Source organism: Candidatus Tiamatella incendiivivens, from assembly GCA_015522635.1.
Classification (GTDB): Archaea; Thermoproteota; Thermoprotei_A; order Sulfolobales; family Acidilobaceae; genus Tiamatella; species Tiamatella incendiivivens.
The window spans coordinates 73,021-99,395 of the sequence record WALW01000019.1 but is presented as its reverse complement, the minus strand read 5'-3'; the positions used below and the strand labels follow the sequence as shown (position 1 = coordinate 99,395).

Sequence of the window (26,375 nt, the reverse complement as noted above, 5' to 3'; positions counted from 1 at the left end):
TGAAGTGACAGTAAAAGCTGAGAATCTGACCCTGGAATACAACGGTTTAACAGTCTTCTCCAACATTTCATTCACTATCAGAGAAGGCGAAACTCTTCTTTTAACAGGTAGAAATGGAAGTGGTAAAACTAGTCTACTAAAACTAGTCTCAGGTATAATACCATGGATAAAACCAGGAAAAATAAAAGGACAACTCTATGTTGACAATATAAATCCTCTGGAAAACCCTGATCCGCTAGCATATAAAGTTAGAATGCTACCACCAGACCCTCAACAATTCCTTCTAGCTCCCACACCTTACGATGATATTGGATTATCATTAAGCATACTCGGAATGAGTAATATTGAAGAGAGAGTCAGAGAAATTACATCAAAACTGGATCTTACTGGCATTATGTACAGTCCAATACTCGAATTAAGTAGCGGACAACAACAGAAAACAGCCATAGCCAGCACAATAGCGCCAGGCGTAAAATGCCTCCTACTCGACGAGCCAATATCGCATCTTGATTGGGTTGAGAAGGAGAATTTCCTTAAACTCATGATGGAGCTTAAGGACAACGGTTTCTGTTCACTTATCGCTACACACTATCCAGAATATTTCCGGGAAATAAGTGACCGTGTAGTAATATTAGGCGAATATCTCCCCGATAAATGCGATGTTGAATCTGGGGGAAAAGAATATAACAGCACACCAATAGTGTTAAGAGCATCTAATATATCATACAATTACCCAAACGGGTATCCTGCATTAAAGAATGTGAATGTAGAATTATTGAAAGGCGAGATCATTATCATATATGGGAGAAATGGTTCAGGAAAATCTACTCTACTGTATACGCTTGCCGGAATACTCAAACCATCCCAAGGTAAAATAAATTATACCTCCAAACCAGCAGTGCTACCCTCTGATCCCGTTAAAATATTTACTATGCCCACACTAAGAAAAGAACTCTCAGACTATGGTGTCACACAAGATTTTGTAAAGAAATTTGGAATAGAGGAATTAATAGATAGACCTTTAACCTATCTTAGCACAGGAGAGCTGAAGAAATCTGCATTGATAGTACTTTTTGCGAGTGGGTCACGTATTCTACTAATGGATGAGCCAGAAGCAGGTTTAGACCCCACATCAAGGTGTTTCCTGGCCAAGTTAATCACTGGACTAGCTAGTTTAGGAGTCTCGATAATTATCACTACTCACGACAGGGAATTTGGGGGGATGGTCGCGACAAGGGAACTCTTATTGGAAAATGGTGAGTTAAAAGATGCTGATTGAAGAGCTATTCTTTCTATTTTCATATGTTACGGCATATAGAGATTCCCGAGGACTAGCTTGGAGGATTGATTATAGAGTTAAGATCCTCATGGTTATCTCTGCATGGTTATCTGTCTTCTATTTCAAGTCGGTTTATACAATTATACTATCAACACTCCCTGTATTCATTTACTTGGCTTTAACAAGCAAAAGCCTTGCAAAGTACATTCTTGTACTATCAAGTATTCCCGCAATAATCATATTCTTCATAGTAGTAATAATCTCTCCATATCCTATTACATCTCTGACCGGGATTGTAAGAGGTTTCCTCCTAGGCTACAAAGTCTACATAATGTCAGTCTCATCGATGGCATTTATGACTACAACTAATCCAGTCACGGTCTCCAGCATGTTCCGAAAGCTTCCAAGAATACATGACTATAATGTAATTTTAGCCAGACTTATACCTTTAACCCTTAGGGATCTAGGCCAGGTGATTGGTATACAGAGAAGTCTAGGTAGGCCAGTATATAAGGTTCTGTTCCCATTAACATTGAGTATGTTGAGAAGAGGAGACGAACTAGCTGAGTCTCTGTATATGAGGGGATATGGTTTGAAGTCAAAGAGAGGTGTTATAAGGAGATCTACCAGCTTAAATATTGAAACGATCGTCCAACTAATACTTTCGATAGGATTCCCCATCATTTCATATATAATATCATCTTGGGTGTGAGTTAATTGTCCCGGATAACATACAGAGAAGCACCTGATATTTGTTGTCTAATTAAAGAAATTATTAGCCAGCGGCATTTCCTTCACGTTCAAATAGACAGATTAAAATGTCTGTCAAGCTGGGGAGCTAGGACGAGGGCAATTGCAAGGATACATGGCCTTTCCAGTGCATGGATAGCAGCAGGGTTACAACCTGGTTATGTCATCGAGGTTATAGGTGAAAGGTTCTATAATTTATCGTTTGAAGAGCAAGTGAAAACTATTATCCATGAATTACTCCATATTCCTTATACCTTCTCCGGTGGACTAAGGCCGCATGGGAAACTAGTGAATGGTAGGAAGGTTAACTCGATTTATAGAAAGCTCAGCCTAGACAAGTTAAAAGTTTGCATAATGAAATCAATTAATTAGTGGTGAGCCATATGAACCAGCTTCCAAGGAAATTTCTAGATGACACTTTGAAAGCTAGGAGACGTCTAGTTGAATTTTTAGTGGAGAAAGGAATGGTACCCGAGATAGAATGCGAGCTTATTAAATCAAGCTATCTTCTCTCACCTATCGTTGCCACCTACGGGCCAGCAGGTATAAACGCTGCTCCATTCATGGTTTCATACCTTGTAAAAGATGAATGCTTGGATAAAGCGTTGAACGAGCTTAAAATGATAGCTGAAGACTATTGGGGGAAAGGAAAGCAAGCTCTAATGAAAGGAATGCAGTTCATCCTTGACTATGTTTATAACGAGGAATGCAGCGATCCGAGCAAAATGGTTACGCATATAATGTCAAAAGGACACACATGGACTAACATATCGGCAAATGAACAGGCAACTCTGGCAATATTAATCCCGCCTGACAAGGGAGCCTATGAGATTAGAGCAACCGTAGAAATACTTGAATCAGGACTAATTTATGAATATGTAAATCTAGTACATGATCTAATGCACGCCATTCCTGAAGGCGAAAGAGCGCATCCATGGTACCCAGCAATAGTATTCACTGTACAAGAAATATATGACAATAGCTATCAGAAACTTGGAGAAAAAATATACCCATAACACCTACCTTGAAACGATAAGATAAATTTTTCTAAGCCAATAACCAAGCTTCTTTATAGTATTTCTCATAAAGCTGAAATCGATGTCGGTACTGGTTAGTACCGCTACTAAAAGGGCGGTGAAGACCATAATGTAGATCATATAATTATGCCCGGATTCGCCTGAAACTACAGCGGTTATAGGCTTGATAGTATGACTGAAAATTCTAACGCTCGTATAGTTTGATGAAAGGCTTGACGGTTCTCTATTTCCTGGCACTGTTATTTGCATTGTAGTAAAATTGGTCATAGTCCATGATGATATTTGCAATGTAAGATTCACCTGCACATAAATAATGTATTAATCACGGGTGAACGATTCTATTTTTACCTTCCATCAAACAGGATTTCAGAAGTGGGGGATGAGGAATACTCCTATGGACTGTACTTCAATATGAGGTCTCCGGCAGAACCCGACCCCCTAGTATGGTGAATTATAGTGCTGTATCTCGTAGGGTTAGGACTATGGATTAGGCAGATAACCATAGAGGCTATTGACGCTCTGAAAGAATCGAATGTCATATACTTGGATTCATATACTAATCTCTCTAGTGATATAAACCCAGAAACCCTGTCTAAGATTTTGGGTAAACCTGTTACACCCGTCTCCAGGGATACGTTAGAGTTTCCAGGAGTAAGGAAAGTAATTCATGAAGCTGAAACCGATAATGTAAGCATTGCAACTGTAGGTGATCCTCTAGTTGCAACTACTCATTCCATAATCTTAGAAGAGGCTTCATCAAGGAGCGTACCATATAAGGTCATCCACGGCGTGTCCGGGGTCTATACTTCAATATTGGAGAGTCTTTTGCAAGCATATAAATTCGGTAGAATTATAACGCTAGTTTACCCATTAAATGGAGTATACACATATAGCACACTTTTGTACTTATATACTAATATGTGCCTAGGATTGCACACTTTGCTTCTTCTCGATCTGAAACTAGATGAGAGTAAGTTGATGAAGGCTCACGAAGCTGCATCCATTTTAATGGAAATGGAAGTAAAGAAATGGGGATCGAGCCTTCTAGGTGATATGCTAGCCATAGTTATGGAAGCTTCAGGGACTCCGCGGCAAAAGATAACTATCGATCTGCTTAGAGAAATAGCCTCTAAAGATTTCCATATAATTCCACAGTCAATAGTAATACCTGGGAAAATGCATTTCGAGGAAGAAGAGTTGCTGAGGAAAATCTATGAATGCAATGAAAGAGTCCTAGGAATACACAGAGAAACCCTAAAATCTAGGTTAAGTACTATATGTAAGAGAGCTGGTGTCTTCAGAGGAGATGATGTATGACTAGTGAAGTAAAACTGGATCCATGGGGTCATATCAGCGTAAAAGACTATGGATGGCTCATGAGAACATTCGGTATAAAGCCATTCAACGAAGTACAGGGCAAATTCAAAGAAATAGCGGAACCCAACAGGTACATGAGAAGGGGCATAATATTTGGTCACAGAGACTTCGATAAAAAAGTAATTGAGCCTCTATCGAGGGGAGAATCTGTAGCGCTTTTAACAGGGTTCATGCCGAGCGGTCGATTCCATTTCGGCCATAAACTAACAGCAGATCAGATAATATACTATCAAAGACTGGGAGTTAGGATATACGTAGTAATAGCAGACGCTGAAGCTTATGCTGTCAGGAAGATGGATAGAGAAAAAACTATAGAAATAGGACTCTATGAGTATATAGCGAATCTAATTGCACTAGGTCTTGATCCATCTAGGGCAGTATTCTATTTCCAAACAAACCAGAAGCCAATGTATTACAGGCTTATCCAGATGTTTTCTAGAAAAGTAAGTCTAGCTGAAATGGAAGCAATATATGGGACAATGGAACCCTCAAAGGTAGTGTCAGCATTAACGCAGGCAGCCGATATTCTCCACGTGCAACTCGAGGAATATGGCGGATACAAGAATGTTATTGTCCCGGTAGGAGCAGACCAGGACCCCCATCTAAGGCTTGCTAGAGATATTGCAGACAGATTCCATAACGAACTAGGCCTCGAAAGACCTGCATCCACTTATCATATGTTACAGAGGGGACTTGATGGAAACAAAATGAGCAGCAGCAAACCAGAATCCACGATATTCCTTACAGACCTGCCGGAGGTAGCGAGATCTAAACTCATGAGGGCATTAACCGGTGGACGTGCAACCGTAGAAGAACAGAAGAAGCTGGGAGCAGAGCCTTGGAAATGCACAATATATGATTTTTATATGTTCCAGTTACTTGATGACGATAAACAGTTGCAGGAAATATACGATGCTTGTATTACTGGTAAACTATTGTGCGGTTACTGTAAGACGAATGCATGGAAACTACTGGAGAAATTCCTCGAGGATCATCAAAAGAAACTGGAAAAGGCGAAAGATATTGTACTAAGATATATAGAGCCACCTAAGTTCTAGAGCCGCCTTTTAATCCCCCAAGCGGTATGAACTAAAATAGCCTTAAAGCTGGGAATACCTTTAACCGGCAATACTTTTCCTTTTCTAACAGCTTCTAGAAAGGATTCAATACTATAATCATAGGATTCGACTAGTGTTACAGCAGAACCTAACTCTTCCTTCACATGCGCATCACTTCCAGCAGTTCCAGGTTTACCAAGCTCTTTAGCTACTTTCCAAGCTTTCCTGTTCAAGTAAGGAAGATTAGTAGCGTTCCATACCTCAATGGCGTCAAACAATTCCGGGTTTTTCCGTATAAGATCACCTACAGCTGGCTCATAAGGACTATAGGGATGAGCAGCTATTGTTATACAGTTATTCTCCTCGGCGTCTTCTTTGAGTTCCCAGGGATCTTTAGATACTTTTGAGGGGGGCTTATCGCATAAGACTAGTATATCACCATACGTGGTTCTAACCTCGTTACCAAAAATTACAACAGGTCTATCAAGGTCGTGTAGCTTTACCGCTTTCCCCGCTAATACAGAACCCCTAAACGTATCATGATCCGTGACAGCGAGAAAATCAAGGCCTTTCTTGTATGCCTCCAATACTACAATTTCAGGTGAATCTTTTCCATCACTACTTGTCGTATGGCAATGCGTTTCAGCCATCATTTTTCCATCCAACTCATCCTCAGCTCCACACCCATAATTGCCATAACAGCCTCGTTCTCAGCCCACGAAATTCCAAGCTCTTCTAACGTATCTGGTAGGGGGACACCATAATCAGGATGCCACCCCCTTATCTCATAGTACTTTCTTAATGCAGCCTTGAAGTCTTCTTTGTCGAGAAAAGCCTTTGAGCCCTTAGCAGGCCCCTCCTCTTCAGGCTCCCACCATCTAAGTGGTATAGTATCATGTAACGGTGGTGTAACCCAGTCTAAAACATTGTGGATCCTAGCGAGACACTCTTCCCGGCGGCTTGCTAAATAGAGATCTTCGATATCTACATCAAGGCCTGTTGCATAATTGTAAAGCTTCAATATTTCATTTTCGGTATATGGTATGAATATACATAATCCAAGGCTGTCAAATACAGTCTTTCTATCCCTATCATGTGCAAGGCTCTCAACTACCTCCACGGCAGGGCCGTCAATAGGTCTATCCCTAGTCTTAGGCCATCCTCTAAGATGACTAGCCCCTATATCTGCTGTTGCATAACTTAATGCAAAGCCTCTAAGACCACGAGGATCCCATGCTGGCACCTCTAATCCTTTAACATGAATAGCCCTGTCTTCACCGACACCGAGTAATTCCGAAGCACGCTTCACTCCTTCAGACAATATAATACCTACCCCTTTTTTTTCACCTATCAGCTTAACAAGTGTAATAACGCCCCTTACATCTCCAAACCCTTTTACATCGACACCGAATTCCTCCGGATCGACTAGTTTTTCCTCTACTAGTTCAAGGAACCAAGCTACCGTGTTTCCTAGGCTTATAGAGTCCAGTCCATAGTTATTAGCGAGGTAATTTAGGTATAACACTGCTTTAGAATCAAATATTCCTGTTGCAGCCCCAAGCATAGCTATACTCTCGTACTCAGGTTTGACTTCGAACTCCTCTCCATTATAGGATAGTTTAGTGTATCTGGAGCATTTAATCGGACATGACTTACCATGTATCCACCATGGAGCTTCTTCTTCAAACCCGGAAATGCCTTTATGCGAGAGTTTCTCAGCCAATTCTAAAGGAATAAAGGGCCTCCTGAAGTTATAGCTCGGCGACATTCCCATTTGAGAGCTATATATGAGTCCGTTCATTGTTCCATGCGTTCTTGAGTCAGCAGTTTGCTCCGACGTCTCGTACTTTACATATAGTTCATCCCATAATTTCTTAAACTCTTCAGGTGAAGCCACCGGTATCTCTTGTTCACCATATACCACTATAGCCTTCAGTTTTTTAGAACCCATGACAGCTCCTAGTCCCCCCCTACCTGCCGCTCTCTGCGAGTCAGCGATAATATTTGCATACTTGACCAACTTCTCACCCGCAGGACCGATTGAAGCAATACTAGCTTTCCCATTAACTTCTGATCTCAGCCTCTTAACCACTTCTAAATTACTCTTTCCCCAGAGTTTCTCGGCGCTTCTTACTTCGGCTTCACCATTATTCACGTAGACATAAACAGGGTCTTTGCTAGCTCCCTCAATGATTAATAAGTCAAACCCAGCTTTCCTTAGAAGAGGAGAGAAGTAGTCTCCAAAAGAGCTATCTGTCAAGAGTTTAGTTAAGGGGCTCTTCGAGACTGCTATAGCCTTACTAGACCCCGGAGCTAGGCCGGATAAACTTCCAGGAGAGAAGATTATCTTGTTTGATGGCGACAATGGATCAGTACAAGGGGGAACCTCCCGGTAGAAGTAAGCTACTCCAAGGCTTTTTCCTCCTAGATACATCTCCAAGATTTTTTCGTCAATCTCTTCAACACTTGTTTTCCCTGTTGAAACGTTAACTCTGAGCAGCTTCCTATTGTACCCCATAATGCTCACTATTAACCCACCAATGAAGAAATTATTGCTTATAAACTATTTTAACTAGAGTTCACCCAGTTTCAAATAAAATAACTATACTTTAACCTAAGTACAGCATGTAGAAATCATGGGATATGGAGGTGTAGAACTCTGAGCTCTGATACGATAAACACCATAATATGGATGCTTTTCTGGCTTCTCTTCCTAATACCACTCCTCTCACCGACCTACAGTTACCAAAGGCTTCGATCAGCACGTATAAGGCTTTTACAAGTCCTAGAAAAGAGATATGGTTTTAGGTTCATCACACTTATACATAGACAGGAGAAAATAGGGCTTTTAGGAATCCCTATTTACCGTTTCATCGACATAGACGATAGTGAAGCAGTGATAAGAGCAATACGTCAAACACCGAAAGACCAGCCTATAGCACTAGTCTTACATACGCCTGGAGGACTAGTGCTTGCAGCAGCACAAATAGCTATGGCATTGAAAAGGCATCCTGCTAAAAAAGTCGTGGTAATCCCTCACTATGCTATGAGCGGTGGAACACTAATAGCATTATCAGCGGATGAAATATGGATGGATCCTAACGCTGTTCTAGGACCCTTAGACCCCCAGTTAGCTATAGATCAAACATTCCATGCACCCGCACCGTCCATAATTAAGGTTGCTCAAACGAAAGGGAAAGATACGTCAGACAAAATTTTGTTAATGGCAGATGTTGCAGAAAAAGCGTTAACTGAGATTCAAGGGTTTATTGTAGAATTAGTTAAGGATAGAATGGGGGAGGAGGGCGCTAGGGAACTGGCCAAGCTTTTAACAGAGGGACATTGGACGCATGATTACCCGATAACCTTTGAGGAAGCTAAGAAACTAGGGTTAGATGTAAAAGACGAGATACCCGTTGAGATATACGAGTTCATGGAGCTCTTCCCACAAGCACCCATGAACAGGCCAGGAGTCGAGTATATCCCTCATCCACTAATACCTTATAAGCAAAGATCTACAACTAGTTAGGCTCTGAGAGGATTTAATAATCTTGCCGTGGAGTGAACCTGAATTAACCCCTATAGAATCGACTGGGTTTTTCACAGTATACCCTCACGGCGAAATATTACAGGTAGTCGAATACAAATACTACGAGGAGACAGGGTATTATCAAAGAGTTCTAGAGGATAAAGGACTTTTGGCGAGGGAGAAAAGATTACTACACCGTGGAATGGAGAACATTCTACGAGGAGAAAGAATACTTATCAATGGACAACAAGCTTCCTGGAATGTGCTTCAACCTGATATAGTACTATTAGAACCCAATCGTCCAGTTATAATTTTCCACGTGTCAATAAGCTTCAACGTAAAGGATGGAAGGAACATATACGAGGAATATTATGAGGAAGCAGAAGCCGAATACAATTACGAAGCATATTGGTATCTCCCTATGTGTATGCATGTATTAAAGGTGGAAGCCTCAGGTGAGACGGGGGTATCAGATGATGACAGGCTAGTCGTAATAAAGGTATCTAAGGGGGAGCATGTGGAAGGATATGAGAGCCTGCTATTTGAGAATAAATGTAAGCTCTCTTCAAATAGTGCGTAATACTGGTTATAAAACAGAGTGGTATAACAACTCATTTCGATGATGCCTAATGGATACGGATTCGAACGACTTTATCGAATACTATAAGCTAGGGACCTCTCTACGGGCGTCTAAAATAGGTCAATTCACCTACAGGATAAAGAGGAAGACGCTAAAGAGTGAACTTGCTAGAATAGGATTAGATTACGGATTCACGGAGGACAAAGCAAACCTTGAGAAATCATTAGAGGTAATGCTAAAAAGCAGCCGAATCTCCTTCACTGATCTCTATGGAATACTGTCTGAAGTTGAGGAGTTACCAATACTTATCAAAATAGCCGAGAGAAACCCGGAGCTAGTTGATACAGGAACCCTAAAACGGGCAAGAGAATCTTTTTTCACGAAAGGATGGATAAAATGGGAGAAGAAAACATCTCAACTACTCGATTTGGAGAGTTTTTACTCGTTATTCGAAGGATCCATTATGGGCATAGCTGTTATAGACAAACAAACTAAGATAGCCCTCTATAATGGACGAAAGTATGCAGTGATAACTCCAGAGAAGGATGCTGAGGGACTAAGCTACGATGCGTTAATACAAATTCTAAAACCCAGACTAACAATAATATATGGAGTTGATGGTAAAGAAAAACTGTACGAGAGTTCAATCGATTATAGACTCCTAGCTAAATTAGCGATACCACAATTGACATCGACTAGGCTAGAACAAGTTCTTAGCAAACTTTACAATGTAGGTAAACTTGATGTTAGACAAAAACTGGAACTCTTAATTGACTCAGCTCTCTGGATGATCGAGTATGTTATGGACAAACTTCCAGAAACGAAGGATCTATTCCTACCTAAAGGCATTAGAAGTTTTGTTAGGCCGCCCTATAAACCCTTGAGAAAGGTACCTAATACACCTCGTCTTGAAGATGAGAATTTTCCTCCTGGAAAAATAGTAATGGAGACACCTAGTAAAACCTATGTCAATAATACCGTTCTGGTAACTGAAAGCATTAATCCATTAGAACCTGTTTTCTCTCCATATGCTTTCATTCTTCCACCTATAGAGAATAGAGAATCACCCTGGGAGAACTATGCTCAATTATTGATGTATATGACTGCTAGAACTATGGGATGGTGGTACGATCCACTATACCTTATAGAGGGACTTGAAGATTACTTGGAATTCGAGGAAGCGATAAAGAGACTTGTAAAGGAAAAACTGATATATAGGAAGGCATGCAAGTCTCTCCCTCCAAGAATTCAAGTAGCACCATGGAACCTCAACAGGCTAGTATCCCTGTGCGGTTCCAAGATTCGTGGCAGGAAGCTGGTCATAGATACTATATCCAACCCTGTATTTGCCCTTATAGGCGGTAAAGGCGTCATAGTAACCGAGAATAGAGTAATCCCTGATAGAAAGTTATCTTATAAGCTTAGAGATTGCATAGAAACCTATACTGACAACAGGACAACTTATTGTCTAGATGAAGAATTTCTTGAAAGGTTAGAACAGATTTTCCCAAGGATTGAGATAGTCTCCCCGGTAAATCTTATGCCAGGTAAATTAAGAGAATTCTTCAAGAATGACAAGAAATATGCGGGTAATCCTATAGTCAGAGTATTCGGCTTAACCGATTATATAACAAGTTTTCACGAATTGGCAACAGCAATTTCATCTCTTATCGAAGGAGATACTCTGGTAATAGCGCCTAACAATGCGATTAGGAAAATGCTTGAAAGCGTTAACCCTGAATTAACTGTGGTAACTTGGAGTGAATTATTAGTATCGCCTTCCGTGTTGGAAGAAAAACAGCATGTTATCATAGTTAATCCCGAGAAAATACTTGCTAGACAATTGCCATTATCGTACTATTCCACATATGAACTTCCCGAAGCTTTCAAGGAACTAATTAGGAATATTGCACTTAAGGTATCAAGGATTTCTCACGGTAGTATAATAACGCTGATAACTAGAGTAAGACCTGAATTGCTTGAGGATAGAGTTCATGTCCACGTAGTTGAATCAAAAGGCCTTCCAGCAGTAGTATCCTCTTCTACAATAAAAGAGATGCATATGAACCTCTTGAAGAGAGGTGTGGAAGTATTCCAAGAATACTGGTCGAAGAACGGAGGAGAGCTATCGATCCGGGGCTATCAGAAAAGAGGAATAGCATATGCCTTATCCATGTATACAACAGGGTCGCCTTCTGTACTTGTAACAGTCTTACCGACTGGTGCTGGTAAGAGTGCAATCTACCAAGTTTTGGGTAGAGTACTAGGAGAATCGATGATGGGGCTCCCAGCAATAATAGTCTCTCCTCTCCGGACTCTTATACACGATCAGGTAAGAAGCCTTAACAACAAAGGATTCATTGCTGAATATATAGATGCGGGAATCACTCCTAAGAAAAGGAGAATAATACTTAGCTTGTATGAAAACGGGTTACTGGATTTTCTATACATTACGCCTGAAAGATTCGAAGATCCAATTGTACAGGACATAATTAATCCGCCACGGAGACCGCTATTCATAGCTCTAGATGAGGTCCATACACTTTCAAAGTGGGGTAGAACATTCAGGCCAAGCTACCTGCATATGGCTAGAATCCTGGTAGAAAGAAACAAGGTTAACCCTAAGATACCTATACTGGGTTTCACAGCAACCCTTCCACCTGGTATAGACAAGGATGTAGTTCAAATACTAGTAGGAGGACGCGTTGATCCTGTTGTAATTAACATAGACTTGAATGATCCCCACAGAAAACGTGAGGAATTCGGGTGGCATCAATCAAGACCTTTGATATTGAAAGGACCTGTTATTAGGAAAGAATTAAGGTTCGATGTTGAACCAGTAACTTCTACCAATCAACGTAAGGAGAAGCTCCTGTATACTTTGTCCGAGCTTTCCCGACGGCTTAACTCGAAGAGAGCTCCTTATGTGGGAATAGTATTTACCGGGTTTGTTGAAAGTGAAGAAGCTCCATGGGCGAATGTTGATTTCGTTGTTGACCTGGTAAATAAGAAATTCGGTGATGGATACTCCATAGGTTACCATGGATCGCTATCTGACAAGGAGAGACTAGGTATTGAAAGAGTAATTTACAATTCCAGTGAAACTGGTAGTAAGCCAAGAATAGTAGTCGCCACAAAGGCATTCGGTATGGGCGTGGATATACCGAATATTAGGTATGTAATTCACTATATGCTGAGTGAAAGCATTGAAGATTACTACCAGGAAGCTGGTAGAGCAGGGAGAGACGGCAAGATAGCACATATAATATCACTATACTCGAACAGAGACAAGAATCTTAGGAAACGGCTTATGGAATTAGAGACCATTCAGCCTTCAAGTCTTCTAAGAACATATAATTTACTAGTTGAAATGCATAACTGGCTTAAGAAGCATTCAATGAATATAGAGGTAGATCCATATACACTAATATTGCCTTCAGAAGCTTTTATTCCAGTCACACCGGTAAGGGTCAGAAGAGATAGGACAGCTCCACTCAGGGCGGCCCAGAAGATACTGGATATACTAGCTGAACACGAAATGTTGACCTACGAGTCATTTACAACAAACCTCATCCCCATCAAAGCGGACTACAAGGAGGTTGAGCCTTTCGCTGAGTCTCTTTATCCAGTGGCACCAAAACTCTATTTAGTGACAGGTAGACTTCCCCGGGGATTAAGTCCGGGCAAGATTACATATTACTTAGGTAAAATAAAAGAAGACACTGCGGTAATTCCCCTAAGTTTAGAGTGCTGCGGTAATGTGATATTCAGAACGGCATCGTTCGAAGAATCATATAAGAAAGTCTCACTAGATAGGGGCAAGCGAAGCTATGTTGTTATACGCCTGAACCCAGAATACGAATATAAGTTCCTTAATGTATTGCCCCACACCATCCTGAACTATCTATTTATAAGAGAGGAAGAAGATTTTGAGAGGATTGAATACCTTGATGAGTTGTTAGCAAAAGCAGTAGATGCGAAGATACAAGGTAAGTTAGTAGACAGAATCGTGAAGGAAGGCATAAAATCGTATTTCAGCAAAGCCCCGGCAAGCATAGGTGAAGAATTCAACTTTAGGAATGGTTTCATAAAAACCTGCAATAGAAAAGAAGAATGCATACTTCCTGTTGCTAATGAACTAGGATTACTCCTATATAACACGGGATTCAACACTAGACGAGTAGTACTTGTAATAGAAAGGGAGGATGACGCTAAGAGGGTGTTAAGTATACTCCTAAAAAGTGGGCTAAGAAAGCCACCCACAGTTCTAAAGTATAGTAATTTGAGGAAAGGTTTTGCTAGAAGGGGACTACTCTACTTAATGGATAAAGGGTATATTGTTAGTCTACTAAAAACCAATAAATACGTTGATATCGAGGATATGGTCAAAGCATATCCATACTTGTATACGTATCTTTACAAGGTCTAGGACTCATCTAAGTATTTGCAGGATTCTACTAATTTACTCAGCGAGTCTTTTACTGTCTTATAGATTTCGATTGCTTCTCCATTGAAACCATTATTATATAGAGTCTTTAATCCTCCACATAGAATGAATGAGTACATATTGATTAACGCGTCAGTTTTCATCCTCAATTTATTTATAAACTCATCCCAGCCTTTATGAGTTAGTCTATAGAGAATTCTCTCACCACTCTTAACTCTCCCCCTCTCTATGGTGTATGTCTCAATCAGTCCTTCTTTTTCCATATGGTCAAGTAGTGGATAGAGCGTACCTGGAGCAGGTTTCCATTTGTCTCCTGTCAGGGCACTTACTCTTTTCAAAATTTTGTAGCCGTGCATAGGCTCTTCCGCTAGGAGCCGGAGAACTAGCATTTTCAAGCTATCTCTATAAGGTGCTCTAGGCAATTATATCACCGGTTAGGTCACCTGACCTGTATTTACGTTGTATAAAGCGAGTTTTATATTATTTTTGCCAATATTTTTAAGGTTAATATATCTAACTTTAACTATTTCCTATTAGCATTCGATCGAGTTTTTTGCTTCACGTTTTAAGCCTTTATCCTACCTAGTATTATCCTTATGGGAGGAATCAGTTTGGTAAGAAGAGAAATCGAAGAGAAGGCTATTGAAATCTCTGGCAACCTAGCTGGCCATATACCTAGCGGGTTCCCGAGAGTACAAACAAAGATAGGGAAAGCATTGTCCATTGCGATAGATAACAATCACCGTGTCCTAGTTGTTTTTTCAGGTAGGAATCCATCAGCAATAGGATCGTTAACAGCGAGGCTCTTGCTATACTATGAAAAGGTTGCTAGGAAGAAGCTCAAAGAGGAAATAAACCTGTTATATGTCTTCCATGACGAGTATAAGGACGCGCTTCTTAGGAAGGAGATTGTTAGAAAAACAATCAAGAACCGCTCTAAGATAATCAGGCAAACAACAGCGGTATATGAGGTCTCAGAGAAATATCTTGGAACAACTTTTCAAGCTCTAGTCCTTGACCTTTCAAATGATTTGAAGCCGAATGATGTTGGAAGGCTAATAGGTATAGTCCAAGGTGGAGGGATGATAATACTTCAGACCCCTCCATGGGAGGAATGGGATACTTTCTTAACTATTTTCAAGCAGAATCTCCTTGCACCGGGGTACAGTAATACACGGCATATTTTCATTTCCTGGTTCAAGAGGAAACTACGTGAGCATAATACAGGTTTATTCGTATATAACGTAGATAAGGGAAGGCTACTCTCCGGAAAACCGGAACTAACGGCATGCATAACCAAGAGAGTTATAAGGATACCAGAAGAGACCATGTATCCAAAGGGAATATACAAGTTATCTCTAACTCAGGATCAAATTGATGTTATAAAAACAATGGAATGGTTCTATGAAAAACCCCATAAAAGTAGAAAGAAGATTCTAGTAGTTACAGCAGATAGAGGGAGGGGAAAAAGCTGTGCCGTAGGCTTGGGATTAATAGGGTTTGCATATACTCTCAGAAAGCATAAACACAGGGTTAGAGTACTAGTCACAGCACCAAGCCTGGATAGCATCCAAAGCCTGTTTCAATTAGCGATAAAAGGTTCAGAATTACTCGGATTAAATCCCAAGCCGAAAGAGAAGAATGGAAAAATAATTGAAATTCAGGGAGACGGGTTTAGCCTAGAATATTGGGAGCCTTTAATGATACCCAAGCTATCAGGCGACATAGTAGCGGTTGATGAGGCTTCTGGTATACACGTTCCACTGCTCCATAAGATCTGGAGACGTCATCGACGTATAGTTTTTGCCTCTACTATACATGGATATGAAGGTGCTGGCAGGGGGTTCTCAATAAGGTTCCTTAAAACAATTAAAGAAGATCCGTCTACAGTAGTCAAACACGTCGATATGAATGAGCCTATCAGGTATGGTAAAGAGGACCCTGTCGAGAAATGGCTTTTTGACGCGTTAATATTGGACGCTGAAGTTGACATGCTGGATGATATCGACCAGGAAGATATAACTTTAGGGAGACTGTTATATGAAAAAATCGACCCATACTGGCTATTCTCTCTAGAGGGTGAGGAAACGCTTAGAAGGCTCTTCTCGATATATGTACTTGCACATTATAGGAACGAGCCAGACGATCTCGCCATATTAGCCGATGCACCGCACCACATTATTAGGATAACCAAAACAGTAAGAGGAGGGAAAATAGTAGGAGCTATTCAAGCTGCGTATGAGGGGGATTTAGACGATGAGGTAATAAACAGTCTTCTCAGGGGCGATAAGATCCCTGGAAATATAATTCCAGATAGAATGCTAAAGCATCATAGAGTTAAAGAATATGGATTTATGAAGGGTCTAAGAATAGTTAGAATAGCAACTCACCCGGAAGTTCAAGATAGAGGTATAGGAAGTTTCATGTTGTCAAAAATATATATGGAATCCGTAGATACAGGTTTGGATTGGCTTGGCTCAGGGTTCGGTGTCAACGAAAAATTACTAAGGTTTTGGATTAAAAACGGCTTTTACGTTCTACACATAAGTCCTGATAGAAACCCGGTTAGCGGCGAGTACACTATACTGGTTTTGAAGCCTATAACCAAGATATCATCCGAATTAGTTACTTATAGTACCGCACTATACAAGTCTAAACTGTTAAACAGTCTTTATGACACATATAAGGACCTTGAGATAGATATAGCACACCAGATGCTCTATATGAACCCCCAGATTGAAACCAATAAACACCCACCTACATTATCCCCCGTGAACCTTGACAGACTATGGGTATATAGTTACGGACCTATGACTTATGAGGCGGCTACAGATATAGTACTAGAACTAACCAAGCATTATTTCTATACAACACCAAATCCTCAGCCGGTTTTAGATGAGTTAAAAGAGAAGATTCTCATTGGAAAAGTTCTCCAAGGCAGAAAATGGGAGGATGTGTCATCTGAGCTCAAGGTGTTCAGGCACAAAGTAACACTAGAACTTAAGGATGCTGTGAGAAAGTTAGGCGAAGATTGGTACAAATTAAACATCAACTATGAGGTAGGTGTAAAGGCAGATGATCTGGGCTTGAAGTTCTAAACACAGTTCTCCAGTATTATTTTAACAATGTATTTGCAATCCTCTATTTTCTTCTTAGCATAACTCGATCCATAGGTAGATGCTTTAAGGAGCATATTCACTGTATCACATAGCACTTCATCCCATGATACAAGTCCTTTTGCATCAAGTTCCTTCGGATTAACCGGAGTGTCATCCGTTGATATAAACGGGAGGCCGCCCTCGGGCCTCTTTACTCGCAGAAAGAATCCTTCGTTATTTACCGCTAATACACTCCCAATTTTAAGCTTAACAATAACCTCATACTCCCCTCTAGGAGGGGCTAAACACTTTACTAGGCTCCAGCCTTCAAGGCCCTTGCAATCACACATACATATTGCACCTATCATCTTTTACATAGGAAACCAGATAAATACACTTGCATACAGACAGAAAGGTTAGGATGATGGATAATGATAATAGAGATAGGCCTAGCCTTTTGGCTTGCAGTGATACTGACAATAATAATAGTAATTGTAATGGCTAGATCTGTATTAGCCACGAAGAGATTGATTAATAAATACAGAGAGCATATTGAGAAAACTTTGAACCTCGAAGAAGTACGTAGATTCCTTGAGGAAGAACCTAAAGCTAGTGCAGTAGTTGTTGAAAGCCCTGTGAAGGATAAGATCAAGGTATTATGGGTATCCAGAAGAGGTAATATAGGGGTTTCAGTTCTAATGGATGTATCCTCAATGGAAGTACTGAGAATTAACGAGCACTAGAGTATTCAGGTGTCATCATATGGCTAGATGTAGGATCTGCGGTAAACCAGGATACGTTTACGTTGATGAGTATAAGGGGTATTTGTGTAAGGAGCATTATTCAAGGTTTATAGAATCGAAAGTAGACAGATGCGTTAAACGCTATGCCCTACTCGGGGGAGTTAAGAGACTTCTAATAGGATTATCTGGTGGAAAAGACAGTACTACACTTTCCTATGTATTGCACAAGTTGTATGGAGACAAAATAGAGATGGAGGGCATACACATCGACCTAGGTATTCCTGAATACAGTAAAGAATCAAGGGAGATAGTATATAAGCTAAGCTATCTCATAGGCATAAATGTTACATATGTGGATCTAAGAAGGGAGTATGGCTTTTCAATAAAGAAAGCAGCAGACTACTACTTCAGCAAGAAGATTAATAGACCACCGTGCAGCGTGTGTGGTACAGTTAAAAGATATATCCTGAACAAGTATGCACTAGAGAACGGATTCAATGCTATAGCAACAGGACATAATCTAGATGATATCTTACGGTTTGCAACAACAAATATAGTTACTGGTCAAATTTTAGAACTAGCTAAACAACTTCCAGGAGAAGAGTCTACTCACCCTAAACTCGTGATGAAAATACGGCCGTTATGCTTGATCTCTAATAAGGAAGCCAGTAATTACATTGTAGCCAACAGATTACCTATAGTAAAAAAGCCCTGTCCATATAAGCCTCCAGAGAAAAAACTGGCAGCTATGTTAGCTGGTAAAATAGAGGAAATAGAAAGTATTATACCCGGCTTCAAATCAATGTACATTACAAATCTTTGGAGTAAACTTATACCTTCAATAAAAGCGAAGCCTAAAAAGCTTAACGAGTGCAAAATATGCGGTATGCCTACTTCAGGGAAGGTATGTAGTTTCTGTAGAATAAGACGCATCCTAGCAGAAGAGCGTAATAGATGAAGAAAGGTTTTTATAGAATATAAGGACGACTACAAACAAATAGCAACTAAACAACATGCCGTAGAGGCATAAATACATATATAAAGGGAAAAGGTGAGAAAACATGGAAGAAGAAACACCCACACCTGCAAACGTAATTCTAATAGGTAAGAAACCTGTAATGAACTATGTATTAGCGACACTAACCCTGCTCAGCAACACAGATGCCAATGAAGTAATAATCAAGGCACGCGGCAGGAGCATATGCAAGGCAGTCGATACAGCAGAGATAGTAAGGAACAGGTTCCTCAAGAACCTTGACGTTAAATCAGTCACCATCGGCAGCCAGCAAGTAACCAATCCCGACGGAAGAACCAGCAGGGTCTCAACAGTAGAGATAGTACTTGCCAAGGTCTAAACAGGTTCTAAAAAACATTCTAATGGAAGGAACTGAATAACAGCAACAGTTTTTCTGAAAAACTCTCTTCTCAACACATTATATTATAATGAAGTCTCCTTCATCTATGAGTCATCATAAACCTAAATCTATCATAGAAAGATGAAACAGTCTCCTTCACATCGTCAATATAGCGTCTTCTTTCCCTAATCTCATCTATCATTGATAGATCTAAATCGACCTCGAACAATCCCTCTTCTTCTGTAACACTGAAGACTATGTTCCCTGTGGGATCAACTACGAAGCTACCGCCTACCGTAGGCCGCCCGTCAACGTAAGTAGTGCCCAAAGTGTTTACCCCTACATAAAAGACTTGGTTCTCAGCGGCCCTAGCTACACCTATACTGTGCCACAGATTTAGCCTATCATACGGCATGCTGGCAGGATTATATATCAATACCGCTCCACTCAGTGCGTGGAGCCTGGCAATTTCAGGGTACATTATATCTACACATGCTACACAACCAACAAGCCCCGCTTTAGTAGGAACAGGATCTATGTAAACTCCCGGAGAAATCTTACCTCTTTCCCCTACAGCATTAGATGGATATATTTTTTCGCATGAAATCCTACTCTCACCGGTTATTGCTGCTAATCCGACGCTTCTAATAGTATTACCAAGCTTTACGTATTGGCATCCTGAGAAAACATACGCGTCCTCCCTTGTCATAGAGAGGTTCTCAACGATATTCATGTACTCAACAATGTCAACAGGTTTTTTCGATAACCAGTTCTCAGACATGAATATTAGATCAGCAGTTGACGATTGAATTAGTTCTCTAGCTTTCTCAACATTTTTCTCTAGAACTTCATCATCCCTAGGAAATTGTAGAACACCTATTTTGACTCTAACCAAACCATATCCCTCCATGTTTGGAGTGAAAAGCTTGGCATATTAAAAAGAGAATGCCTGAAAGTTTCCTTGTCTTTATTAAAATCTGCTTTTTAAACTCAATATTATGGTGATGATTGTGAGTTTGATGGGAAAAGTAACCCCTAAAACGACCGGTCAGAAAAGGCTGTTTAAAGTACTTAAGACTAACAAAAGCAAGATAGTTGGCGTATTCGGTCCAAGCGGGACGGGTAAGAGCATGATAAGCTTACTATACGCGATTGACTCAATATTAAATAGTGTATACAAGAGAGTTGTAATTTCAAAACCGTTAATCGATATTGAAACCAGTAGCGAACTCCCATTATTGAAGAACCATGAGGTATGGAAGGAGTCCGTAAGGGCCTATCTTCGAGATCTTGTATACAGGTTTGTTGATACTAGGGTTCTCGAAGACTTGGAGTCTAAAGGTAAAATCCTCTATGTTCACCCGCACCTACTTAGAGGAAGGAGTTTTGATGATTCCCTCATAATTATGGATGATATTCAGAATGTTCCACCGGATGTAGTTTCTGAAATAGTTTTACGGCTAGGTGAGAATTCCAGGTTAATAATTATAGGTGATCCTATACTTCAAGCTAGAAAGGTTAATTCAGCGAAAATTGCTAGGAGCTTACTTCTAGGAGAACTGGATGGAACTGAAGTTGTCGACCTAGGAATAAGAGATATTGTAAGGCCAGGAGCCAAGCTGGGTATCAAGTTACTATTCGAGGCTAGGATGAGAGGAAGGAAGCTATCAAAAGCAGAGGAGGACGCGTTAAATGGTGCTTCAAGAATCGCACCGGATGCAGCTGTCATCACAGCATTAGACCTTGAATCTTTGAAGGAGAAATGGAAAATTTCTAGTGAGCATACTCCTGATATAGTCCTTATAGTCAAGGAAGGGCACTTACCTCGCTTGATAGGATCAGGTGGTGAGAGAATAAGTAGACTTGAAGAGGAGTTAAACGCTAGAATAAGAGGTTTAGAATTGACTTTAGATTTTACCGAAGTGGTAAGAGCTATACATCCTGTAGGTTGGGTTCATAAACATGTGAGGAAGGCTGATTTAGTAGGGTCTGATATAGTGTTTGTCATTGCAAGGGACGGTATTGGAGCTTTCATAGGGCAGAAAGGATTCTATGCTAAATTTCTCGAAGACTCATTAAGAAGGTTGATAGGTGTGGGAGTCAAGGTAGAAGAACCGTTACCTCCTAAGAAGAGGAAGTGAAAGCTGGTTCAATCTTCCTCGTATATCTCCACTAGAACTCTAGCTTTAACCTTATTATTCGAGAACAGAGGAGGTTTATTGCCCAGATCAATACTAATCACTACGGGATTCCCCATATCATCCTTAAATCTTACCTCTGCAAAGTATTTCTTCTTAGGGCCTTCTTCTATGTTCTTCATCAGAGTTTCGTAGATTCTAGTTAGAGCCATCTGAAAGGATAGAGGAGAGCTTATATCCTCGGGCGAGAGGTTAATAGCTTGGAATCCACCCATAATCTCACCTATCTTAGCTTCTCCCTCAAAGATTGCTTTTGTCTTAGAAACCTCTCGGTTATCTTCCATTCAAACACACCTCAAAAACTTTTCTATCACGCTAGTATACATATTACATCCATCCTTATTTAGGTAAGCCTCCACGCATGTATATAATTATCTGTTTAAAAGAATATAGAAAGTGGAAAAGGCTCATAAGAAAGATATGGGTGAGAGAGGTTGAGTCAGGAGTACAAAGTCAAAGATGTAATGTTGAAAAACCCTGTTACAGTAAGAGAAGATGAGACTGTTTTTGATGCTGTTAAAAAGATGGCTGAATTGAATATAGGCGCTATACCAGTCGTTAATAAGGAGGGCAGGGTTGTTGGTATATTTTCTGAACGTGACCTTCTTAAGCGAGTTGTGGTAAGAGAACTCTCCTATGAGACTAAGATAAAGGAGGTCATGACCAAAGATCCTGTGACAGTATCTCCTGAAGCGTCGGTGGAAGAAGCGAAAGAGGTTATGGCTAAGATAAAGGCACGGCATTTACCTGTAATAGACGAGAATAGCCAACTAGTTGGTGTGGTTAGTCTTTCAGACATAGATTTAAGCGTATATTAAGTATCAACCTACCTATTATTCCATAATTTTATCTTTCTCCAAGTTTATATCTCTTAACTAACCCCCGCGGAGAGCGTTGAAGTGAAGAGGGTCTCCAGAGCCTTACAGGATTGTTTGGCTGTGAGGAGAGCCGGAAACGGCGAGCTCTTTGCGGGGGGTATTACCTTTTGAAAAATTTTTGATAGGTAAAGATGTAAATGAGTTAAAATTTTTTATTAATAATGGTGATATTCACCATAACGCTTTTAATGTAAAAATTATATACTAAAAATAATGGGTGAAAACCCATGGCCAAGAAAAAGCCTGAAATAGAAGTATTTTGTGTTAAGTGCAGGAAGAAAATGAAGACAAACAACTATGAGGTTGTTACACTCAAGAACGGCAGGAAAGCCATAAAAGCCGTATGTCCCGGTGACTGTGGCATAACCTACAAATTTGTAAGCGAGAAGACACTTAAAGATCTAGGCCTAGCCTAATCAGCCAAATCATTCTTTTTCAACTTTTTAAATAATCTTCCCTTACTATATGTATTGCAGTAATATGAACTAGATTTTCATCCGCTAAACTCTACCTATACTATTTCAAGCACCTAGAAAGATAATTACAACTTTATAGTAAGAAATCAAGTATAAACAACATATCAGTCCAAAGTATTAGAGGGGGGCCTTTTGGACTCTAGAACACTATTCTACGGCATAATGGCAATACTTGCTTGGGGTTTATGGGGGGTCCTAATCAAATATGCAACTATGAGAGGTATGACAGGAGTAGCTGTTTACATTGTTGCATCATTAGCTCCCTTCCTAGTTATTCCATGGATATACCTAGCATACAAACCAAAAATACTAATAGGTATATCATTGTTAGTTATTTTAACTGCAGGTGTATTCGGAACACTGGGTTATCTATTCGTCATAAAAGCCCTTGAAAAAGCATCAGCAGGGACAATTATTGCTATGACAAGTATTTATCCAGCAGTCACATTCATATTGTCATACATATTTCTCGGAGAACAAGCGGATCCCAAGAAAATTGCAGGGATACTGTTAGCATTAACAGGTGTTATTCTTTTGTCTCTAGAATAAAAATTGGTGAATAGGTAGATTTACTCTCCACCCGAAACTACTAGTACCTCTCCAGTTATATATGGGTGAATTGCCATAAAGACTATAGCCTCAGCTATCTCTCCAGGAGTACCTATACGTTTAACAGGTATCTTCTTTGCTCTTTCATCTAGATTAGGTATTCCTTTAACCACCATTTCAGTTAATGTAAGTCCCGGTGCAACGGCATTAACTCTAATTCCTTTATCAGCTAGCTCTACAGCTAGACTAATCGTAAAACCTACCAATGCAGCTTTTGCGGTAGAATAGCTTACTCTACCTGGGCCAGGAGAGGGTTTTACACCAACAATACTTGAAATATTGACGATTCCACCCCCTTTCCTCATATATGGTAGTGCTCTCCTTGTAACATTCATGGCTCCGAGAACGTGGGTTTTAAGCATTCTATACCAGTCATCTGGTCTAGTTTCAATGAATGGTTTCAATTCAAATATACCGGCATTATTGACTAGGTAATCTATACCTTCAAACGCGTTTACAGCTTCATCTACAAGCTTCCCAGCTTCCTCCCAGTCACCTACATCAGCTTTTACAACTATTGCCTCAACACCATACTCTTTGGCTTTGGCAGCAGTTTCAAGAGCCTTTTCCTTGCTTGTATTATAGTTTATGACAATGTTGGCTCCTCGTTTAGCAAATGCTAAAACTGTGGCAGCTCCAATACCTCTGGATGAGCCTGTTACAAGAGCGGTTTTTCCTTTGAGGTCATAAAGGTTCATAGATGGTCACCAAGTACATTATTTTTTTAACTTTGTCTTATTGATAAACATTATACAAGTTTCTTGGTCAATCTATGTATAAACCTATAGTATACATATATGAAAATTACGGTTCTGACCCCTATGTCAAGATCCATTGAAAGCCATTGTCCTAGTGGGCATATGCCCATGAGTGCTATATGGTTTGATGCAATAATGTATGCTGGTAGTATGCGGGCAGCATATAGGCTTGCTAGATTTATAATAGTCGGAACTCTAGTCTCTCCCGCTCCACGAATGGATCCTCCTATGGTCATTATCACTCCTAGTCCGGGTTCTGAGACACCTGCTAGGATAAGGTAGATCATTGCTAGTCTCCTTGTCTCAGGATTGCTGGTAAAGGCTTCAGGGGCGAACGGTGATATTCCAACTAGAAGCATACCCACCACTAGCATAAGTAGTGCCGTTATCCCTGCAATCTCGAATCCCGCTTTACGTGCTTCACTCTCTTCTCCTGCTCCGACTAGTTGTCCAATTATACTTGATGCTGCGGTGCTAACAGCAAATGCTGGCATGTATGCTATCGATTCTATTCGCACACCTATTGTGTGGGCTGCTATAGTGATCGCCCCACAGGTACTAATAGATTTCATATAGAGATTATTTCCACCAGCGAAAACTACTCTTTCAACAAATGCGGGGAATCCTACTCTCGCCGCATGCACCGCGTAGAATGAAGGTATTCGGGGTTTAGCTGAGAATTCAAGAAATCTAGTAGTTAATAAGAAATCAAGTAATGCTCCCAGTGCTATGCTTATTACAGATGCGAAAGCGGCGCCGCGAACACCCATGCGAGGGAAGCCCAGATAACCGTATATAAGAAGGGGGTCTAGTATAGTGTTTACTGTTGCTGTTGTTACAGACGAGTAGATGAGCGGTTTTGTCACACCTGAACCTCTGAACGACGCGTCTAACACCAAGAGTATGAACCAAAACTCTAAGCCTACGACTCTAAGACTCATATAACTAGAACCTAAGTATTGAACGGTTCCTGTTCCACCTATCAAGCCTATAAGCTGGCTTGCATATGTATAACCCAGGAGAACTATAGGTATAGCTATGAGCGCTGATGCCGATAGTGATTCACCAACTATTTTACTGGCTTTTTTAATCTGTTTCGACCCAACTGCTTGGGCAACAAGTACCATTACTCCTACGTAGTAGAGTGATCCGAAAACAGATAGTAACCACCCTATATACGAGGCTAATCCGACCCCAGCTATCGCATCATCGCCTAACCGGGAGACAAAGAAGGTGTCGGTTATTGAGACTATACTATCGAGTGATTCTACTATAACAAGGGGCCAGCCTATTCTTATTGCTTCCTTCGCATACTTTCCTCTCAGAAAGTTTGCTGGCCCCAACTGATGGCACCTATTTTAACTACTTGAATTAGAACATATATCGCCTATATGATTATAAAATGAATGTAATCAGACTATAATGATAGTAGGAAAACAGCGATGATAGCCAAAACAGAGCCAGTCAGTATGGAAGTGCTAGGCTGCTCTCCTCTAACAATACTATAACATACAGGTATAACGGTATTGAGCTTCACAATTGGCGAAATCTTATTGACAGGCCCCATACTAAAGGCTTTGATCAGTGAAAATGTTGAAATGCCCAGAAGTATACCGTTTAGTAGAGATAAAAATAGGAAAATAGTGTTCGATTTCCTCTCTAAAGGCAAACTCTCTTTCCTTAGGCTCACCGCTAGATAAATAGCTACAAACATATTTACTATAAAGCTAAGTGAAGCTATGTGAGCCCCGCCATGGGATCCATACATTTTTAAGGCAACATCCGTAAATCCGAACCCCACGAAACCTATAATAAGCCACAGGACTCCTTTCCAGTTGAGACTGCCTGGTTTACCTGCAAAGAAAAGGATTGATACTGCGGCAAGGATAAGGCCTATTGAGTTATAGGTTGACAATGATTCACCTAATACTAAGGTACCGTATGTCATTGGAATGATATATGAAAGGTTAACTAAGGGAAATGCAGCTACTCCGCCAAGCTCTTCTACGGCCTTATATGCACCGTAACTGCCTAGTGCAACCAGTAATCCACCGATAACTCCATATGATATATCTATTAGTGTAATACCTTCTTTTAGGGAGAAAGGTACGAGTAGGAGTGTAGCAAGCATGTAGGATGCAGCTAAGAAGAGTGAGGCGTTTAATCCTCTGATCGTGGCTTCTTTTACGGTACTGTTGCCTAT

Annotated in this window: 27 protein-coding genes; 17 read left to right on the top strand and 10 right to left on the bottom strand. The window is 40.4% G+C overall.

Annotated elements, in window-relative coordinates; all coding sequences use genetic code 11:
- Positions 1-4: 4 nt before the first annotated feature.
- From F7B60_03820 to F7B60_03805, 4 genes are read left to right on the top strand one after another with little or no spacing between them, the layout of a single operon-like run.
- Positions 5-1,279 (top strand): energy-coupling factor ABC transporter ATP-binding protein, encoded by a 1,275-nt coding sequence (locus F7B60_03820; GenBank protein ID MCE4614637.1) that lies wholly within the window; start codon positions 5-7, stop codon positions 1,277-1,279.
- Complete coding sequence (locus F7B60_03815; protein ID MCE4614636.1) at positions 1,269-1,991, top strand: energy-coupling factor transporter transmembrane protein EcfT; 723 nt, start codon at positions 1,269-1,271, stop codon at positions 1,989-1,991. Before F7B60_03820 ends, F7B60_03815 begins: the two co-directional genes overlap by 11 nt.
- 5 nt (positions 1,992-1,996) lie before the next feature.
- Positions 1,997-2,401: a metallopeptidase gene (locus tag F7B60_03810; GenBank protein ID MCE4614635.1), complete on the top strand. Its 405-nt coding sequence runs from the start codon at positions 1,997-1,999 to the stop codon at positions 2,399-2,401.
- Positions 2,402-2,412: 11 nt separating this feature from the next.
- On the top strand, positions 2,413-3,045 hold the full coding sequence (locus tag F7B60_03805) for a hypothetical protein (GenBank protein ID MCE4614634.1): 633 nt from the start codon (positions 2,413-2,415) through the stop codon (positions 3,043-3,045).
- A 3-nt stretch (positions 3,046-3,048) separates the two neighbouring features.
- Here F7B60_03805 and F7B60_03800 read toward each other — a convergent pair whose 3' ends face one another.
- Positions 3,049-3,354 carry a hypothetical protein gene (locus tag F7B60_03800; protein ID MCE4614633.1) on the bottom strand — a complete coding sequence of 102 codons (306 nt, stop codon included), beginning with the start codon at positions 3,352-3,354 and terminating at the stop codon, positions 3,049-3,051.
- Between the two features lie 168 nt (positions 3,355-3,522).
- Between F7B60_03800 and dph5 the strand changes: the two genes are divergently transcribed.
- Positions 3,523-4,383 (top strand): diphthine synthase, encoded by an 861-nt coding sequence (gene dph5 / locus F7B60_03795; protein ID MCE4614632.1) that lies wholly within the window; start codon positions 3,523-3,525, stop codon positions 4,381-4,383.
- Positions 4,380-5,501: a tryptophan--tRNA ligase gene (locus F7B60_03790; protein ID MCE4614631.1), complete on the top strand. Its 1,122-nt coding sequence runs from the start codon at positions 4,380-4,382 to the stop codon at positions 5,499-5,501. Before dph5 ends, F7B60_03790 begins: the two co-directional genes overlap by 4 nt.
- On the opposite strand, the gene F7B60_03785 is transcribed toward F7B60_03790, so the two are convergent.
- Positions 5,498-6,166 carry a PHP domain-containing protein gene (locus F7B60_03785; protein MCE4614630.1) on the bottom strand — a complete coding sequence of 223 codons (669 nt, stop codon included), beginning with the start codon at positions 6,164-6,166 and terminating at the stop codon, positions 5,498-5,500. The genes F7B60_03790 and F7B60_03785 overlap by 4 nt on opposite strands.
- Positions 6,151-8,019: an aldehyde ferredoxin oxidoreductase family protein gene (locus F7B60_03780; protein ID MCE4614629.1), complete on the bottom strand. Its 1,869-nt coding sequence runs from the start codon at positions 8,017-8,019 to the stop codon at positions 6,151-6,153. Before F7B60_03780 ends, F7B60_03785 begins: the two co-directional genes overlap by 16 nt.
- A 174-nt stretch (positions 8,020-8,193) precedes the next feature.
- Here F7B60_03780 and F7B60_03775 point away from each other — a divergent pair, with 174 nt between their 5' ends.
- Genes F7B60_03775 through F7B60_03765 form a run of 3 tightly spaced genes read left to right on the top strand, consistent with a single transcriptional unit; the run spans position 8,194 to position 14,039 of the window.
- Positions 8,194-9,030 (top strand): ATP-dependent Clp protease proteolytic subunit, encoded by an 837-nt coding sequence (locus F7B60_03775; protein MCE4614628.1) that lies wholly within the window; start codon positions 8,194-8,196, stop codon positions 9,028-9,030.
- Between the two features lie 22 nt (positions 9,031-9,052).
- Positions 9,053-9,610 (top strand): hypothetical protein, encoded by a 558-nt coding sequence (locus tag F7B60_03770; protein MCE4614627.1) that lies wholly within the window; start codon positions 9,053-9,055, stop codon positions 9,608-9,610.
- A 49-nt stretch (positions 9,611-9,659) separates the two neighbouring features.
- A complete protein-coding gene (locus F7B60_03765; protein MCE4614626.1) occupies positions 9,660-14,039 on the top strand; it encodes a DEAD/DEAH box helicase in 4,380 nt (1,459 codons plus the stop codon).
- Here the strand turns inward: F7B60_03765 and F7B60_03760 are convergent.
- Positions 14,036-14,479: a PadR family transcriptional regulator gene (locus F7B60_03760; GenBank protein MCE4614625.1), complete on the bottom strand. Its 444-nt coding sequence runs from the start codon at positions 14,477-14,479 to the stop codon at positions 14,036-14,038. The genes F7B60_03765 and F7B60_03760 overlap by 4 nt on opposite strands.
- 189 nt (positions 14,480-14,668) lie before the next feature.
- Between F7B60_03760 and F7B60_03755 the strand changes: the two genes are divergently transcribed.
- Positions 14,669-17,155: a tRNA(Met) cytidine acetyltransferase TmcA gene (locus tag F7B60_03755; protein ID MCE4614624.1), complete on the top strand. Its 2,487-nt coding sequence runs from the start codon at positions 14,669-14,671 to the stop codon at positions 17,153-17,155.
- Here the strand turns inward: F7B60_03755 and F7B60_03750 are convergent.
- Entirely contained in the window at positions 17,152-17,505 is a 354-nt protein-coding gene (locus tag F7B60_03750; protein ID MCE4614623.1) for a hypothetical protein, read from the bottom strand. The two genes, F7B60_03755 and F7B60_03750, sit on opposite strands and share 4 nt — an antisense overlap.
- An 81-nt stretch (positions 17,506-17,586) precedes the next feature.
- Here F7B60_03750 and F7B60_03745 point away from each other — a divergent pair, with 81 nt between their 5' ends.
- The 3 genes from F7B60_03745 to albA all read left to right on the top strand — a co-directional run bounded on the left by F7B60_03745 (position 17,587) and on the right by albA (position 19,253).
- Positions 17,587-17,898 (top strand): hypothetical protein, encoded by a 312-nt coding sequence (locus F7B60_03745; protein ID MCE4614622.1) that lies wholly within the window; start codon positions 17,587-17,589, stop codon positions 17,896-17,898.
- Between the two features lie 19 nt (positions 17,899-17,917).
- Positions 17,918-18,856, top strand: coding sequence for a tRNA 2-thiocytidine biosynthesis TtcA family protein (locus F7B60_03740; protein MCE4614621.1), 939 nt, complete (start codon positions 17,918-17,920; stop codon positions 18,854-18,856).
- Positions 18,857-18,959: 103 nt separating this feature from the next.
- Complete coding sequence (gene albA, locus F7B60_03735) at positions 18,960-19,253, top strand: DNA-binding protein Alba (protein ID MCE4614620.1); 294 nt, start codon at positions 18,960-18,962, stop codon at positions 19,251-19,253.
- Positions 19,254-19,353: 100 nt separating this feature from the next.
- Here the strand turns inward: albA and F7B60_03730 are convergent, their stop codons facing one another.
- A complete protein-coding gene (locus F7B60_03730) occupies positions 19,354-20,148 on the bottom strand; it encodes a carbon-nitrogen hydrolase family protein (protein MCE4614619.1) in 795 nt (264 codons plus the stop codon).
- A gap of 124 nt (positions 20,149-20,272) precedes the next feature.
- Here F7B60_03730 and F7B60_03725 point away from each other — a divergent pair, with 124 nt between their 5' ends.
- Complete coding sequence (locus F7B60_03725) at positions 20,273-21,394, top strand: PhoH family protein (protein ID MCE4614618.1); 1,122 nt, start codon at positions 20,273-20,275, stop codon at positions 21,392-21,394.
- 8 nt (positions 21,395-21,402) lie between these two features.
- Here F7B60_03725 and F7B60_03720 read toward each other — a convergent pair whose 3' ends face one another.
- Complete coding sequence (locus tag F7B60_03720; GenBank protein ID MCE4614617.1) at positions 21,403-21,735, bottom strand: hypothetical protein; 333 nt, start codon at positions 21,733-21,735, stop codon at positions 21,403-21,405.
- A 150-nt stretch (positions 21,736-21,885) separates the two neighbouring features.
- Between F7B60_03720 and F7B60_03715 the strand changes: the two genes are divergently transcribed.
- The 3 genes from F7B60_03715 to F7B60_03705 all read left to right on the top strand — a co-directional run bounded on the left by F7B60_03715 (position 21,886) and on the right by F7B60_03705 (position 23,354).
- Positions 21,886-22,269, top strand: coding sequence for a CBS domain-containing protein (locus F7B60_03715; GenBank protein ID MCE4614616.1), 384 nt, complete (start codon positions 21,886-21,888; stop codon positions 22,267-22,269).
- A 287-nt stretch (positions 22,270-22,556) separates the two neighbouring features.
- Positions 22,557-22,745, top strand: coding sequence for a DUF5679 domain-containing protein (locus F7B60_03710; GenBank protein ID MCE4614615.1), 189 nt, complete (start codon positions 22,557-22,559; stop codon positions 22,743-22,745).
- Between the two features lie 192 nt (positions 22,746-22,937).
- Positions 22,938-23,354, top strand: coding sequence for a DMT family transporter (locus F7B60_03705; GenBank protein MCE4614614.1), 417 nt, complete (start codon positions 22,938-22,940; stop codon positions 23,352-23,354).
- 20 nt (positions 23,355-23,374) lie between these two features.
- On the opposite strand, the gene F7B60_03700 is transcribed toward F7B60_03705, so the two are convergent.
- The 3 genes from F7B60_03700 to F7B60_03690 form a co-directional block, all read right to left on the bottom strand.
- Positions 23,375-24,112 (bottom strand): 3-oxoacyl-ACP reductase FabG, encoded by a 738-nt coding sequence (locus F7B60_03700; GenBank protein ID MCE4614613.1) that lies wholly within the window; start codon positions 24,110-24,112, stop codon positions 23,375-23,377.
- 50 nt (positions 24,113-24,162) lie between these two features.
- Positions 24,163-25,515, bottom strand: coding sequence for an MATE family efflux transporter (locus tag F7B60_03695; GenBank protein ID MCE4614612.1), 1,353 nt, complete (start codon positions 25,513-25,515; stop codon positions 24,163-24,165).
- A gap of 74 nt (positions 25,516-25,589) precedes the next feature.
- Positions 25,590-26,303, bottom strand: coding sequence for a hypothetical protein (locus tag F7B60_03690; GenBank protein ID MCE4614611.1), 714 nt, complete (start codon positions 26,301-26,303; stop codon positions 25,590-25,592).
- Between the last annotated feature and the right edge of the window lie 72 nt (positions 26,304-26,375).